The organism is Flavitalea sp. (assembly GCF_035489435.1).
Taxonomy (GTDB): Bacteria; Bacteroidota; Bacteroidia; order Chitinophagales; family Chitinophagaceae; genus DATHKG01.
The window spans coordinates 50,219-66,650 of record NZ_DATHKG010000026.1 but is presented as its reverse complement, the minus strand read 5'-3'; the positions used below and the strand labels follow the sequence as shown (position 1 = coordinate 66,650).

Sequence of the window (16,432 nt, the reverse complement as noted above, 5' to 3'; positions counted from 1 at the left end):
CTGAATAATCCATAGTTCTTTAATAATATTTCACCAGCTATTCAAAACTTATGAAAACTATTCAAAACATATGAAAACAGGACCGTATTTAATATTTGTATGTCTTTTATTGAGTTTCCAAAGCATAGAGGCACAGGATACTTCCAACATACCGGAGCCAAGAAAGGACAAAAGAAAACCCGTAGATACTTCCTGGACAAGTTTTTTGGCAGGAGATAAATTGCTGGTGAATGGCCAGGTGTTGAATCCGGCGGGGCAAAGCCTGAGCCTGGCTAAGGGCACCAGGGTATTGAACCTTGCATTTGCACATCAAAAGAATTTGCTTATTGCAAAGACCAACAGGCGGATAACTTTTATTGATGCCAAAGATTTTAAAAAGCTCGATTCTTTCGATTATCAGGATAAAGAATCCGGTTCGATGAATGGCCTGGAAGTGGATAGCAACGATTCTACTATTTATTTTACCGGCCTGCAAAAGAATTTGTATGTAGGAAATATCAACAGCTCGGGGACATTTATACTTACAAAGAAGATCGATCTGTCGGTTGGTAATAAAAAAAGCAATCCGTTAGGAATTGGATTGTGTAATAACAATATTGCTTTCGTAGCTCTTGCGATCACAAACAGGATCGCTGTTGTTGATCTTAAAAAAGGCAAGTTGTTAAGCACGATCCCGGTCGGTGTTTGTCCCTATGCTGTAGTTATCAGTAAAGACAAAAAGCTGGCATTCGTGAGCAATTTCGGCGGGCCGCATCCTGAAGAAGGAGATAAGACGGAAACCTCAGCCGGAACAGCAGTTGCTGTGGATGACCGTTCGGTTGCACTGCGCGGGTCCGTCACAGTTATCGATGTTCAGTCGAGAAAAAAAATTGCAGATATCACTACACGCATCCAACCCGAGTCCATGATTTTGTCGCCGGACGGCAAATTGCTTTATGTGACGGACGATAGTGGCGATGGCATCAGCGTTATAGATGCAAAAACATTTAAGATTATACAAACGATCAGCACCAAGCCGGATGCTTCTCTTCCTTATGGGAGCCTCACGACAGCTCTGGCATTCAGCGGGGGAGGGAATACATTGTTGGCTGCCAACGCCGGGAATAATTCCATTGCGCTCATCGATCTGAAACAGCCGCAGAACGGCCCTTATGGTTTTATCGCAGCCGGTGGCTTCCCGGGTGCGATAAATGTTGCAGGAGATCATTTATTCATTGGAAACGTGACCGCTTTAAAAGGGGAATTGCAAAAAGTTGAGCTTCCAAAAAATAAAATGGAAGCAGATAAGTATACGGCAGAAGCCAGTAAAGGATTTCACTTTATAGATTTGCTGAGGGCACAGGCTAAATCCAATCCCGGCGCCATACCCAAACCTGTTCCTGACAACGTCGGTGAACCCTCTGTGATAAAGCATGTGGTATATATCATCAAGGAGAATAAAAAGTTCGATCAGGTGTTAGGAGATTTTGGAAAAGGTAACTGCGATTCCAGCCTGGTTGAATTTGGAAAAACGATCACTCCCAATACGCATGAACTCGCCAGCCAATTTGTTCTCCTGGATAATTACTATTGCAATGGCGTCAACTCGAGTGACGGACACCAATGGGCGGTTCAAGGTATCACGACACCTTATCATGAAAAAGATTTTTCGATGGGACATTGCTCCTATGATTTTGGCACCGATCCCCTGTCTTATGCAGGTTGCGGTTTCATCTGGAATCACATGTTGCGCAAAGGCATTTCATTCAGGAATTTTGGCGAAACAGATTTGGCCGAAATAACAAAAGGAAAGACCTGGTCCGATCAATATAATTCCTGGAAAAATAAAAACGATTCTGCTCAGTACAAGTGCGTGTACGCAATGAAAAGTTTGGAACAGTACAGCGACCTGCGTTTCCCCGGCTGGAACATGGACATTCCGGACCAGGTGAGGGCCGACGCATTCATCAATGCCCTGAAAGAATATGAAGCAGCGGGCAGTTTGCCGGAATTCATGATCATTTATTTACCAAACGACCACACCTCTGGTTATAATGAAAAGAATCCTACCCCCCGTGCTTATGTGACCGATAATGATTGGGCAACAGGAAGGGTTGTAGAAGCTCTTTCAAAAAGTTCGTTTTGGAAGGATATGGCCATCTTTATCAACGAAGATGATCCGCAAAGCGGTACAGATCATGTCGATGGACATCGTTCCATATGTATGGTAGCAGGCCCTTACGTAAAGCGTGACGTGGTCATCAGTAAATTTTACAATCAGTCATCAGTGCTGCATACCATCTGCCAGATTTTCGGCGTACCGCCCATGAATCAGTTGGTTGCTGCAGCTCCGTTGATGACTGAATGCTTTCAACAAAACCCTGATTATACTACCTATAATAGCCTGACGCCTTCCATTCCTATTAATGAGATGAATCCTCCCAGGCAGGCGATTAAACATAAAACAACTGCCAGGCTGGCGCCCTTTACCGAAAAAATGGACTTCTCCAGGCCGGATCTCATCGATAAGGACGCCCTTATATTCAGTGAGTATGTATGGTCTACCATACATGGAGATAAGCCGTTTCCAAGAAAATATTTCGGTGCCCATCAAAAAGGTTTAAAAGCCCTCGGTTTGAAAGTAAACCCCAAAGACGATGATGATTAGCCAGGGTGGGTAAATGTAATTGTCGGTTTTCTTTTATGGCTTACAATGTTTTGTTTTTAAAAGATGGGTTTGTTACTGCAACCGATGTATAACAGAAAGGATCACGCGAAGGAAACATTGTCTTCGAACTAATGACGCCCGGATAAAGTCCACTGGAAGCCAGGGATTACTTCTATCGTGCGTATGATAATTACGTGCTCAAATAATATTCTCAATACAATTGACGGTGAAGAGAGCTGCTTAATTTTCAAATATTTCCTTTTTGAAAGCAAAATTGTTTTTTCCCGAAACAAATTATATTTTTATTTCCGCATCATTTCCATTAGCCTGGTCGTACGCAACACATTAACCCTGACTATTTACCTAATAAGAGTACGAATTATATGCGCCGTCCCCAACAGCTCCCGATCATTATTTCTCTAAGTCTGGTTATTTTAGTTAATTGTTTTAATGTGCAATCTCAGTCTTTGCAGGTAAAATACGAACGATGTTTTGGTGAAAATTCAGATTACATGAATACCACGTTTATCAATACTTCTACAGGGGAGTTAATGCTTTTGAGCAAAATCTCGCTTCCAAATGAATACATTAAAACTGTCTACGGTTCCAGCGATATTTTGCTGACGAAACTTGATGCTAATAAGAAACATATTTGGTCCAGAAATTATGGTTCGCAATTCAAAATGGCCGGAGCATCAGGTATATCAGAAACAAATGATGGCGGTTTCATTGTTTCCGGGGACTTGCAAGGCTGTTTAGATGAAAGACCGGCCGCGGGTAGCAATCTCGATATTTGGATCCTGAAAGTAGATAGTCTCGGAATTTTACAATGGAGTAAATGTTTAGGTAGTGATGAAGTTGACGTCGGTATGAATGTTCTGGAAATTCCAGATGGAGGTTTCATGGTTTCAGGGGTTACGATGGTAGGTGGGGGATTTGGCGAAGGAATTGCACACTTTGATATTTTCCTCGCAAGGTTAGATAAAAATGGTAGTTTATTATGGCAAAAGATTTTGCCTGGAAATAGCTGGGAAACTTGTGGGAAAATGATTAGAACGCGCGACGGTAACTATCTGGTTTCCGGCGGTACTATATCGACCGATGGTACATATTCGAATGGGAAAGGGCATAATGATGCGATGCTGATTAAATTAGATATCAACGGAAATCTGCTTTGGACTAAAATGTATGGCGGTTCTCAGGCCGAAAAGTTTTATGACGTTACAGAAGATAGTCAGGGTAATTTATATGCCGTCGGAGAAAGCAATTCATTTGATAAGGATGTTCCTTTCGTGTCCGGCCTGACAGAAAGTGAAAATGCGTGGGTTGTTAAATTATCTGCCGACGGTAATATAATATGGAGCCGTTTATATGGAGGGTCGCAAGATGATAGATTTAACGCAATACACTGCTCAAATTCGGGTGAAATTTACCTGGGTGGGCTCACCCGATCCTCTGACTATGGCGTTCCAAACAATCATTACAAACATGTTACATGGCTGGTTCGTTTGGCCGAGGCAACAAATAACATTGACCAGATTTTTTTAGGGGGGTATAACGACCCATACCTGTCAATTTTAAAAATTGACGAAAATCGATCCGGTACGATACAAATTTCTTCTATTGTTGGGCCCGGAAATCCATACGTCAGTAACTTTCCTGTGGGTGCTTATTATCAAATGTGGTATGCTGAACTTGGAACCGGTAATAGAATCACCGGTAATATTTTTATTGATCTCGATTCAAATGGGGTGAGGGGTCCCAATGAAAATATATTCAACGATGGCAAATTAAAGGTCCTCAAAGAATCAACCGGGCACAGCACAATTTCAACTCCACAAAACGGAAGATTTGTTTCCTACATAGATACCGGAGTGCACAGTGTAGAATTCGCTTTTGACGAAGTGAACTATCGGGTGCAACCAGCTTCAAAAGCCTTCAATTTCAGAAACTATGGTAATAAAGATTCTTTTGATATTCGTTTAATTCCAATTTCACAGAGGAAAGATCTGGTGGTTGATCTTATTCCAATAAATCCTGCCAGGCCCGGTTTTGAAACCGGGTACACACTTATATATAAGAATAAAGGCACAACAACTTTTCCTACTGCAGAGTTGCGCTTTATTAAAAGTTCATTACTTCGCTATATTTCCGCAACTCAGCCCCCCCAGATAATAGGAGATACGATCGTCTGGAAATTACTGAATATAAATCCAATGGACTCGGGAAAGATTGGAATCAGATTGTCTATCAGCGCACCCCCGATCCTGGTAAACGGCGATACAATTTCATCCAGCGTTTCAATTTTTCCCGATAGCGCAGACATTACTCAGGAAAATAATCATATTGATTTCAAACAAATATTAACAGGATCTTTTGATCCAAATGATAAGTTAGAAAGTCATGGCGGTTTAATTTCAACCACCGAAATTAAAAGTGGCGCTTATCTGAACTATCTGATTAGATTTCAAAATACTGGAACTGATACAGCTTTCAACATAGTCGTACTCGATACCCTGGAAGCGAATCTGAATTGGGAAAGCTTAACAATGCAAGATGCAAGCCATTCTTATGAACTTTCAATTACAGGTGGCCGCTACCTCAAATGGACATTCAATTCGATTTTGTTGGTAGATAGTTTGACCAATGAGCCTGGTAGTCACGGGTATATTCGCTTTAAGATCAGACCCAAATCCGATCTGGCGATAGGTAATGTAATCAAAAACTCAGCTTCAATTTATTTTGATTTTAACCTTCCCATCAAGACACCAATTCAACAAACTAAAGTCTCGGTTGGATGCGCTAATGTAAATCCAAAATTTAGTCTTGTGGCCAACAGAACAGTATTAACCTCTTCAAACGAAGCTGTGAAAATTGTTGCGGTTTCCGTACAAAATGCGGGTTTAAGCCCTCGATATACATTTTCATTATTCAGTGACTTCAGAAAGACTCTACAAGCCGAAAGCTTATCTGATAGCATCAACATAATCGCCTCACAACTCGAGCCGGGCGATAATTGGATTTATGTTCGAATGAAAGCCAGTGAAGCGTGCTTTGGTTCATTGTATGCATATGATAGTATCAACATAAAATTGAATTCTATTACAGGGTTGGTCGATATAGATTTTCCAGGTCAAATAATCAAAGTTTTTCCGAATCCATTTCAACAAGATTTTATGATTGGCGGACTTCAGCCGTCCAAAAAGTATTCAATCAAATTAATGTCTACTGATGGGCGAATTTTATATCAGTACTTAGTTCAAAACGAAAAACTGGTCAGGTTATCGAATCTAAGCATAGGAGCGGGGACATATATTATTTCTGTGTCTGATTTGTTAAAGAAAAAAATAATCGGAGTGGTATCTGTTATAAAATATTAAAACGTTTATCGTCAATATTAATTTACATTATCCTACAAATTTATAGTGACAAGCCGCAGTTTTAATCGCCCTTGAATCACTGAAGTTGCTGCGCAGCGCGTAGAGCACAACATGGTAACTCCCGGGCAGGCGCAAAGCTACAAGATTGGTGAACAGAAAATACCAAACTTTTTCTATCGAAGCATCGTAAACTTGTTCAAATTCGAATGGAGTACCCATAGGTTTATCATTTACCAACAGCGTTTGACCGGCAACCTGGGTTTTATTGAAATATTTCATTGCCGTACTTTCGGTGATTACGGCCGATAATGTTTCTGTGCTTTTTTCAGGCAAAAGCAATCTACGGAAATGTTCGGATTTGTGAGGCCGCTATAATAATCACAAAATCAAAATCCCTTAGCTCTTCCAGGGGCACCCTATGGAGAAACAGGCGATCCGAATATTAACGTTATCTTCGACAGGAGCATATGTTAAGAACAATTAAATATATTTTATGCAAAATTTTCTTAATGCCGCCGTTATTTGGTTTATAATAGGCTTTGTATGCTTTTTGCTGGAATTTGTTGTGCCGGGTCTGATTCTTTTTTTCTTCGCTGTCGGAGCCTGGGTAGTAGCCATTGTTTCTTTATTTGTTGACCTGAGTATTAACGCGCAACTTATATTATTTCTTGCCAGTTCAATAATTACAATTTTGCTGTTTCGAAACTGGGTGAAAAAAATAATCTGGACAAAGAAACATTCTACTGAACTTGAAGATGAGTTTATTGGTAAGACCGGTAAGGCGGAAAGTTTTATTGGCCCTGGTCAAAATGGCAAAGTCGATTTCAAGGGGACCAACTGGGATGCACGATCAGAGGACCAGATTGAAAAAGGAGAAAATGTGACCATCATAGGTAATGACAGCATTTTATTAATAGTTAAATCCACTAAATCTTTACAATGACAGCCTCTACCATTATATTGATAGTTTTAATCCTTTTTCTTTTAGTCGCGTTTTTATCTACGTTTAAAGTAGTACCACAACGGTCGGCTTATATCGTGGAAAGGCTGGGTAAATACAGTCGTACACTGGAAGCAGGCTTTCATATCCTGATACCTTTTATCGATAAGATAGCATATCGTCAAAACCAGAAAGAACAGGCTATAGATGTAGCTTCACAGATCTGTATCACCAAAGACAATATCGCGGTAGAAGTAGACGGCATTTTGTACCTGCAGGTAATCGATCCGCAAAAGGCCTCTTACGGAATAGACAACTATAAATTTGCCGTTGTTCAAATTTCGCAAACAACCATGCGTAGTATCATTGGAAAGATGGAGTTGGATAAAACCTTCGAAGAAAGGGAAACTGTAAATGGCAGCATCGTGGAAGCAGTAGATAAGGCTAGTGGTCCATGGGGAATCAAGGTATCTCGTTATGAAGTGAAGAACATTTCACCGCCACAGAGCATTAAGGACGCAATGGAAAAGCAGATGCGCGCCGAACGTGAAAAAAGAGCGTTAATTGCAGAATCAGAAGGTGACAAGCAGGCAAAGATTAACCGGGCAGAAGGTGATAAACAGGAAGCGATTGCACGCTCTGAAGGCGAGAAGCAACGCCGGATCAATGAAGCGGCGGGACGGGCTACTGAGATAGAATTGGTTGCGTTTGCTACGGCAAAAGGAATTCGTGAAATCGCCAGCTCAATAAATGAGGAAGGTGGTATGAATGCTGTAAATCTGAGAATTGCCGAACAGTACCTGACAGAGTTTGGCAAGCTGGCCAAAACCAATAACTCTATGATCGTGCCCGCTGACCTTTCCGATATCGCTGGCGTAATCACTAGCATTACCACTGTATTAAATAAGACCAGGCCGGAATCGCCAATTTTGACCAGTGCTGATAACCGGGCAAGTAATCCGAGGCAATAGGATTATTTCTTAACCATCATAAAATAATTTTATGATCCCGATTTTTCGGAATGGATAAATTAACGCAGTAAGTAGCTCAGGCTAAAATAAGCTGCTTGCCCTTACCAGTGGTAATTAAACCAGATAAACTTTGATGGATAAGCTGGCTCCATGAATTTGAACAGCTATCGAAGCATTCGACAGTGGGCACTAAACCCAAATGAGAAAAACGAAGCCTGGTTTGGTTGCCCTCCTGAGAAATTTCGAAACTGATCTTTGTTCCGATCCATTCGTCTTTGTCCTCAACGTAATTAATGACGCACTCAGTAACCAGCCACACTACCTTTTGACCAGGGATCATTTCAATTACTCTTTGCCTGGAATAGTGGAAGTCTTTATATCGATAGGTGAACTCATCATTTAGTTCTCCTGCATTGCCTTCAACTTCTCCTGACCACCAGAGCCGGGGATTGTTAATCGCATCAAAAACTTTTTTTGTTGTTTGGTCCACCAGTAAGGTGGTAGTAAAATCGGGTGTTTTCATCTTAATCTATTTTAAGTATTTAATGAAGAAATAAAAATCCAGCTTTTCAATAGGTAACTTTAAAGTTACTCAAATATATAGGTAACTTCTGGGTTACGCAAATTTTTTTTCAAAAAAAATCTGACTGTGGGCCAGCTATAGAATGTTAGATGTCCTTTCTTTCTGCCTGCACTCAAAGATTTTATTTAAAAGAACCTTTTTGTCAGTGGTAAATTTTGCAAGTGTTAAAGCATCCTGTAAATGCGAAATCGCCTTTGTATAGTCAATGCCAGTATAGAGTTCACCTAACAATGAATGGTACAAATAATTTCCATTAAGTTTTATCTTTTCTGCTTCTATAATTGCTTCCATTTTCCCATTTGCTTTGGCAAGTACATAAGTTCTATTCAAAGCTGCAATAGGTGAATATTCAATAACGAGTAGTTGGTTATATAGCTGTAAAATATTTTCCCATTTTTCTTTTGAATCGGTTTTAGAAGTATGCCAGTAAGCGATGGCAGCTTCTAAATGAAATTTTGAAAGTGTATCGCCTTGCGAAGCCTGATCCAAAAAATATTCTCCTTTGCTAATCGGGTCTTGACTCCATAAGTCCGTTTCCTGGTCTCCATATAGAATTATTTCTCCGTTTTGGTTAAGACTTGCATCAAATCTTGATGAATGAAAACACATTAAGGAAAACAAGGCATTTGCAGATGGTTTGTTTGTCTGGTTGTTCTCAATAAGCAAATACGTTAATCTCATCGCTTCCAAACATAGGTCTTTACGCAAAGTAATGTCTTGATTTAACGAATAATAGCCCTCATTAAAAAGTAAATACAAAGTCATTAAAACAGAAGGTAGGCGTTCATTTATTTCAGATGAAGTAGGATGTTCAATTTTTATTTTTTCAATTCTAAGTTTTTCTTTGGCTCGTTGTAAACGTTTATATATAACTTCTTTGTTTGTCAGAAAAGCGTTTGCAATTTCATCAACGCCAAAACCGCAAAGTAGATTTAATGCCAAACTAATTTGTGCTTCAGCAGGATTACAGGGATGGCAAACCACAAATATCATTGCCAGTTGGCTATCGTTGATGTTTTTGATTGACAAATCAATTTCTATTTCTTCCGAACCCGTTGCACTGTATGTTATCTCTTTTGAAATGTGTTCAGCAAAAAGCGAATTTTGTTTTAAATGATCTTTCGTCTTATTTTTTGCAACAGTATATAGCCAGGCAGCCGGGTTTTCAGGCAGTCCTTTTAAACCCCACAATTCAGATGCCGAAAGAAAAGTATCGCTTACAATGTCTTCTGCAATTTCAATGCGCTCAATGCCAAATAATCTGCAGAGTACAGAAACTATTTTTCTGTACTCCGTTCTAAATAAATGAGGCATCAATTCTGCCTGGATCATAAAAATAATTGCCTGTGTAAAACAAAGTATTCTGGATTTTTTGAAATTATGCTTACATAGCACTTATCTCTCTAATTTCTACATTTCCACCAATTGTTAAGACAGGGCATCCCTTTGCTAATTCAGCAGCTTCTTCAATAGAAGTGGCTTTTACAATACTATAGCCAATAATACACTCCTTAATTTCACTATACGGTCCATCAGCGATTACATTGTTAGATTTTACAACTTGGCCAGAAGGGACTAATCTATTTCCCCGATCGGTCAATTTGTTTTGAGCTGCAATACCACCTATCCAGTCCATCCAGCGTTTCATACTAACCTGCATTTCTTCGGGTGAGCGTTTAGGGAAAGCTTGCATTGTATTTTCATCAGTCCTGAATACCAATAAATAATCTTTCATTTTATTTGAAGCTTTAATTGTTTAAAACTTATGAAATCCAGGTTTATGGAATTAGATAAGCTATGGAGATTTTGATTCGTTATTCAAATTCATCAAGTTATGCCTGCTATAACTTCCTGTTAACTAATGTTCGCATTTTGATAGTGAATGATGTGTGCACCAGAAGTCATCTGCTTGTACCTATGTAAATTTCCCCCCTGATCAAAACCAGGGAAAGACAAATTGCTCACCTCCGGGACTAAATAAAGGAGTTTTACGATAGTGGTTATTTCATTCAAACGTTTTTTTATATGTCATCAATCTTGAAAATTTTGTTGAAACTTTTGCATACTAAATACGCATTGACTCCGTTTAAAAATCCATAATTCATTGCTAAGTCTTAAGCCCGGTAAAACTAAGTGCTATCGACTAGCAAATGATAATGATTAACCCTTTTATCACAGCTTCACCCCGGTAATATCTTATATGACAGTCGTTATATGACGGTAATGACGAACCTTTAGGTTGTTGATTTGAGAAAATAATATTTAAGAAAATAATATTGAGAAAATAATATTTGAAAAGATAATTTTTGCTGTTCCCAGGTTCGCATGAAGATATTTAATTGAAATTAATCCCTACCTATGAAAACCGCTGTTACCAGGTTGTACAAAGGCCTGTTGCTTTCCTGTTCGTTTACTATTGCATCGATATATGCCATCGCACAATCTAATCCGGGTGGCGTTGGCGGTGCCTCCGTATGGCTACGTGCCGATGCCGGAATTACTGCCACCGGTACCAATGTCACCGGTTGGGTAAACCAGGCAAATGCAGCGAACAGTTTTGCTGGTACTAATAATCCGCAACTCAATGCCGGCAATATAAACTTCAACCCGGCTATCACCTTTAGCGGAAGTAATTTTCTTACCAGTTCTCTCAATGTATTACCAGCTAATAGCGCATATACAAAGTTTGTTGTATTCAGGTTTGACGGTGTCCCGGCAAATAATCTTATTTCTTCAGGCGGAATTGGCGACAACGCTCTTTTTGCAGCAAATACAAATACTAATCTGTGTGTTTTTCATAACGGTGCGATACTTACTGCATCTAACGTAGTTGATGGTACCCGCTATTACCTGGGCACAGCCGGATTTTCCAGCGGGGTCGCCGCCGGAACGTTCATAAACGTAAATGGTGTGAACAAAGCCGCCATTAATTCAGCTGCTCCTTATGTTGCTTCCACAATGCAATTAGGCGCGCATGGTGGCGGAAATAATCTTGCCGGGCGAATCGCAGAAGTAATAGTGTACCCGTCAGCGTTAGCCAGTGGTGCTGTCTCCACCAGGCAGATACAAAGTTATCTCGGTCTTAAATACGGTATCACGATTGGTCATGATTACCTCGCATCAGATGGAACCAGCAACATCTATTCGATATCGACCCATAATAATAATATCGCAGGCCTGGGCCGCGATGATAATAGTGCTTTTAACCAAAAGCAAAGTCAAAGTATTAATACGGCAATTACAAACCAGGTAGTGATGGCCGCCGGCAGTTTGGCCAATACCAACGCAATGAATGCAAGTGTGATCGCTGCTGACAAACAATTTTTGGTTTGGGGCGATGACAATGGCTCCATCACTTCGACAGTGCCCGTTGCCGGTTTCTCTAACGTTAATAACAAGCTCGCAAGAACATGGAAACTGCAAAACACCGGTAACTTCAGTCAACAGGTAACTGTTTATTTTCCGACCATAAGTCTTAATCAACTTTCTAATGCCGGCAAATACCTTGTGCAAAGTACCAGCGCTACATTCGCTACTCCAGGGGCCGAAACACCTGGAACAACGACAACAACTATCAATGGCATCTCTTATACCGGTTTTATTGTAACATTTCCATCTGCAGGAACCTTGTATTTCAGTTTTGGTTCAAAAGCGGTAAATCCGGGAAATATAGGTGGGGCCAGTGTATGGGTGCGGGCTGATGCTGGTATCAACTCATCAGGCGCAACAATAAGTTCATGGGTGAACCAGGTAAATCCCGCCAATAACTTTACTGCTTCCGGCACCCCTCAACTTACAGACGGTGCGGTAAACTTTAATCCAACTGTACTTTTTGGTGGTTCAGATTTTCTGACGAGCGCGGGTAACGTCCCCGCATTAGCCAATAGCAACTATACAAGATTCATTGTCTTCAGGTCTGTTGCCGGTAATAACCTTTTGTCTGCAGCACACGGAACTCCGGGACTTGCGATATGGGCACCAAATCAGGCTTTAACTATACGACATGGTGTTTCGGATTTTATAAAAACGCCCGACGGTTTTTTAAATTCGGGACGACAGTATCTTGCCAGCATGATATTCAGCAACGGAACAGTTAACGGTACCCAAATAAGGATAAATGGAAGCACAAATGTATCGGCGACTTCCAGTGCCAGCTATGGCGTCGATCAATTACAAATCGGTGCATATAATAGTACAACGATACTTTCAGCCGGTAGCAACATCGCAGAAGCGGTGGTTTATAATAGCGCGTTGAGTACAGCTGATGCCCGGCAGGTTGAGACTTATCTCAGTTTAAAATATGGCCTCACAATGGGCGGAGACTATCTTGCTTCGAATAGCAACAATATCTATTCAGTCAGTGGCTACAGCTCAGACATTGCCGGCATTGGGCGGGATGATAATACAGCCCTTGATCAGCGCCAGGGAAAAAGCGGCAATGCCGGCAGCCAGGTTGTAATGGCCAGCGGCACCGTGAACGCCAACAACGCACTTAACACCGCATCGATAATTGCTGACCAGCAATTCCTGGTATGGGGTGATAATGATCTTCCCGGTTATACTTCCAGCATACTTATAAGTCAAAAGCGCCTTGCTTCTACCTGGAAACTGGAAAACACCAATTCTTTTAACCAGGCGGTAACAGTCTATTATCCTGTTTCGGCGCTTGCCGGGCTGGGTAATTCACCGAAATTTATTTATGGCACGCCTGGTTCACTGGATGACGGAACTGCCACACAGGTGAATGCGGGTGCAAACGTGATCATCGGCGGAGAAACATATAGATCCTATTCAGTGACCTTTCCAACTACAGCCGTTTTGTATTTTTCTTTTGCAGGCCAGGTAGTCCCGGAGATTTGCGGTAATGGCATTGATGATAACCTTGATGGCTATACTGATGAGCTTGACGCAAGCTGTACACCCATACCATCCTGCACAGCGCCTGCACCGCCTCTCACAAACTTCGGAATAAAACAGGATTGGGTTACGAGTTCAGCAGATGCACTTGCCACATCGGTTTCGCCTACAGTTGCTGATCTTGATGGTGACGGTATACCCGAGATCCTGACGGTAAGAGCAGGCGGCGCAGGTCTTACATATTTCAAAGGCGATGGTTCTAATCTGTCGAAAAATACAATTGACTACAACATTCAGTTGCCTGTGCGGGTTACCCAGTCTACGATGCAACCCGCGGTGGCGGATGTGGACCGTGACGGATTGCCTGAAGTTATCGTTCTGGGCAACGATGGATTTGTGTATGTTTTCAATAATGTCTCCGGCAGCTCCGGTATCTATAAGTACCGTTCGCTGGAACCGGTGTCAACCCGTTTTGCAAGCGGTTCACCAAGGTTGGCTGATATCAATGAAGATGGTGTGCCCGAAATAATAGTTGGCCTGGACGTGTTTCAATTTAATTTCGGCCAAAACCGCCTTCTTAAAGCAGTTACCGGTTCAGCAACTGCACCTTATGGAAAAGATGGTTTTGATTGGGGTAATGATGTGGTTGTTATTGATATTATGAGTTCAAATCCCGGCAAGGAAATCGTTGCGGGCTCCCAGGTTTATGGAGTTAACCTGGCAACCGGCATAACTACGGTTTTAGCGAATCTTAGTACTATCGCCGGGGCAGGAGTAATCCCCGCGAATAACGACGGACCGTCTGCCGTGGCCGATCTGGATAATGACGGTCAACTCGACATTGTTTATCCTAACGGCACTGATCTTATTGTTTGGGACCCTGCATCTGCTATATTAAAAATGAAGATCGCCTATAACAATAACGGAGTTCTATACATGGGTATGCCGACCATTGCAAATGTGTACGATGAAAAAACGCTGGATGCGAAGGCGGTAAACTATCCCGAGATCATCTTCAATGCTAGGTATGTAATGCATGCATTCAACCTTAATAAAACGACAGGTCCTGTCTGGTCACTTGTTACTACTGACGGATCCGCGGAAACATCGGTTACTGCATTCGATCTTAACGGGGATGGCGTGCAGGAGATCATCTATAACGATGAAACGAATATTCGTGTGATTAATGGCAATAAAGCTTCGCCTTCGGATGTTGCCACCTATGCATCCGGTACAGCAACCTGGATGGAACACCCGGTAGTAGCCGATGTGGACAATGATGGAAGTGCCGAATTTGTCTGTGTCAGCAATGGCACAAATGCGTTCACCGGTATGCTTCGTGTATTTGGAGCTGCAGTTGGTAGCTCGGGCTGGCAAGGCACCCGTAAAGTATGGAACGGACGTGGTTATCGTGCAAAGTCTGTCAACGACGACCTGACCATACCCGTTATTGAGCAAAATATCACAGTGCAATATCCTTCTGGTTCCGGTAAATATCCGCTGGATATTTTTAACAGCCAGGTTGATGCTCGTGTATTGGCTCCGGGTATTGTCGCTTCACCTGATCTTAGCATTTCTGCATTAAGCATTGCTAACAGCAGCACAGCCTGCAGTTTTGTACCAGCCTCAGCGGTTTTGAGTTATACGCTGACCAATAACGGATCCGCAATAGCGCCGGCCGGAACCCCTGTACGATTTTACAAAGGTGATCCAACAGTGAGTGGTGCTGTGTTATTGAGTACCACGGATGCGCTGGCTGCGAACCTGTATGCCGGCGCTTCGGTGACGAGGACGGTGAATTTGAATCTTGCAGCATACGCATCACCGTACACGATATTCGCAGTGGTAAATGATAATGGTTTAAGCGTTGTGCCAATCACATTCCCGGTAGCAGGGATCAGTTTGAATGAATGCAATTATTTAAATAACATTAGTTCCGTTTTGATATCGCCCGTATCATCAGATTTTGGTAACATGTCTTCTTCCTGGCCAATTGCTTCAGCAACAACCAGTACCAATAATGCTGCTTGGTTAGGAAATAACGTACCCACAAATGAATGCGCAAATAGCTTAACTGATGAAGCCGATGGCCTGGTACTAACAAGCGGCGCAAACGGTGGAAATGGAAGCAGTGCGACTCCATGGGTAATGAGTGGTGTGGGTTCCGTATTCAACTTCACACTTACAGTAAATGGCAATGGCGCATCTAAGCCGGTGTACTGGGCTTTATGGTATGATGCAGATGGTAATGGCAACTTTACTGATGCTACAGATGTATTCATGAACGGCAATATGATTCATGGCAGTCCCGTCTCGACAAATTTCAACTTTTCCGTGCCACCTGCTTCCGGAGCTGCGAATGGTGTGATACGTGTAATAGCCATTGCTGTTGATCCCGGTTTCACAAAAACTATGAACGGTAGCGGAAGTTTTACAAATGGGGAAGTGGAGGATTATTTTGTCTCATATGCCACGCTCTTACCAATAACACTCACGAAATTTACCGCTTTTGAAACCGGAAATTGTGCTGCCCGTATAGAATGGACCAGCAGCAGTGATGAAACCAATACAGGTTATGAAATACTTCATAGTAATGATGGGGCAACATTCAAAACGATCGCGAAGATGAATAGTAATCACAATGCCGGCAGCAACTCTTATGCTTATACCGACAACAGTGTAGCAAATGGCCTGAATTATTATCGTTTAAAAATGCTGGATATTGATGGTACCTACGCTTACAGCAGAACAGTAACAGTAAGAACTGAGTGCGGGAAAACCATTATTCAGTTAATGCCGAATCCTGTTAATACCGTGGCGACTATTACTGGTCTGAAGATGGGTGATGAGATACGTGTAACATCCAGCGATGGTCGTGCCGAAATAAAAAAGCTGGCGACAACGGGCACCGAAAGTCTTAATATGAGCGTGTTAGCGAATGGTGTGCACCTGGTGCAGATATTGCGTAATGGCATTGTTGTCAGTAATATGAAGGTAACAAAGTTGTAAAAATTGAGGAAGGATTTCACTCCTTTTTACCATGTGTTTAATTTG

Annotated in this window: 9 protein-coding genes; 5 read left to right on the top strand and 4 right to left on the bottom strand. The window is 41.7% G+C overall.

Annotation, left to right across the window (positions count from 1 at the left end; all coding sequences use genetic code 11):
- Positions 1-70 precede the first annotated feature (70 nt).
- Together VK664_RS04690 and VK664_RS04685 are read left to right on the top strand one after the other, a co-directional pair.
- A complete protein-coding gene (locus VK664_RS04690) occupies positions 71-2,647 on the top strand; it encodes a bifunctional YncE family protein/alkaline phosphatase family protein (RefSeq protein ID WP_461397457.1) in 2,577 nt (858 codons plus the stop codon).
- Positions 2,648-3,159: 512 nt separating this feature from the next.
- A complete protein-coding gene (locus VK664_RS04685; RefSeq protein ID WP_461397456.1) occupies positions 3,160-6,027 on the top strand; it encodes a DUF7619 domain-containing protein in 2,868 nt (955 codons plus the stop codon).
- Between the two features lie 27 nt (positions 6,028-6,054).
- Here the strand turns inward: VK664_RS04685 and VK664_RS04680 are convergent, their stop codons facing one another.
- Positions 6,055-6,306: a hypothetical protein gene (locus tag VK664_RS04680; protein WP_461397455.1), complete on the bottom strand. Its 252-nt coding sequence runs from the start codon at positions 6,304-6,306 to the stop codon at positions 6,055-6,057.
- 214 nt (positions 6,307-6,520) lie between these two features.
- Here VK664_RS04680 and VK664_RS04675 point away from each other — a divergent pair, with 214 nt between their 5' ends.
- Positions 6,521-6,970 carry an NfeD family protein gene (locus tag VK664_RS04675; RefSeq protein ID WP_461397454.1) on the top strand — a complete coding sequence of 150 codons (450 nt, stop codon included), beginning with the start codon at positions 6,521-6,523 and terminating at the stop codon, positions 6,968-6,970.
- The gene (locus tag VK664_RS04670; protein ID WP_461397453.1) at positions 6,967-7,938 is read left to right on the top strand and encodes an SPFH domain-containing protein; all 972 of its coding nucleotides are present in this window, start codon (positions 6,967-6,969) and stop codon (positions 7,936-7,938) included. The genes VK664_RS04675 and VK664_RS04670 overlap by 4 nt, the downstream gene beginning before the upstream one ends.
- 76 nt (positions 7,939-8,014) lie before the next feature.
- Here VK664_RS04670 and VK664_RS04665 read toward each other — a convergent pair whose 3' ends face one another.
- The 3 genes from VK664_RS04665 to VK664_RS04655 form a co-directional block, all read right to left on the bottom strand.
- Complete coding sequence (locus VK664_RS04665; RefSeq protein WP_461397452.1) at positions 8,015-8,461, bottom strand: SRPBCC family protein; 447 nt, start codon at positions 8,459-8,461, stop codon at positions 8,015-8,017.
- A 135-nt stretch (positions 8,462-8,596) separates the two neighbouring features.
- Positions 8,597-9,853 carry an RNA polymerase sigma factor gene (locus VK664_RS04660; protein ID WP_461397451.1) on the bottom strand — a complete coding sequence of 419 codons (1,257 nt, stop codon included), beginning with the start codon at positions 9,851-9,853 and terminating at the stop codon, positions 8,597-8,599.
- Positions 9,854-9,905: 52 nt separating this feature from the next.
- Entirely contained in the window at positions 9,906-10,256 is a 351-nt protein-coding gene (locus VK664_RS04655; protein WP_461397450.1) for a YciI family protein, read from the bottom strand.
- A gap of 623 nt (positions 10,257-10,879) precedes the next feature.
- On the opposite strand from VK664_RS04655, the gene VK664_RS04650 reads away from it, so the two are divergent.
- On the top strand, positions 10,880-16,387 hold the full coding sequence (locus VK664_RS04650) for a beta strand repeat-containing protein (protein ID WP_461397449.1): 5,508 nt from the start codon (positions 10,880-10,882) through the stop codon (positions 16,385-16,387).
- The last annotated feature ends 45 nt before the right edge of the window (positions 16,388-16,432 follow it).

Coding starts and splice junctions, on each gene's coding strand:
- VK664_RS04690 (WP_461397457.1), top strand. CDS start 71: ATGAAAACAGGACCGTATTTAATATTTGTATGTCTTTTATTGAGTTTC.
- VK664_RS04685 (WP_461397456.1), top strand. CDS start 3,160: ATGAATACCACGTTTATCAATACTTCTACAGGGGAGTTAATGCTTTTG.
- VK664_RS04680 (WP_461397455.1), bottom strand. CDS start 6,306: ATGAAATATTTCAATAAAACCCAGGTTGCCGGTCAAACGCTGTTGGTA.
- VK664_RS04675 (WP_461397454.1), top strand. CDS start 6,521: ATGCAAAATTTTCTTAATGCCGCCGTTATTTGGTTTATAATAGGCTTT.
- VK664_RS04670 (WP_461397453.1), top strand. CDS start 6,967: ATGACAGCCTCTACCATTATATTGATAGTTTTAATCCTTTTTCTTTTA.
- VK664_RS04665 (WP_461397452.1), bottom strand. CDS start 8,461: ATGAAAACACCCGATTTTACTACCACCTTACTGGTGGACCAAACAACA.
- VK664_RS04660 (WP_461397451.1), bottom strand. CDS start 9,853: ATGATCCAGGCAGAATTGATGCCTCATTTATTTAGAACGGAGTACAGA.
- VK664_RS04655 (WP_461397450.1), bottom strand. CDS start 10,256: ATGAAAGATTATTTATTGGTATTCAGGACTGATGAAAATACAATGCAA.
- VK664_RS04650 (WP_461397449.1), top strand. CDS start 10,880: ATGAAAACCGCTGTTACCAGGTTGTACAAAGGCCTGTTGCTTTCCTGT.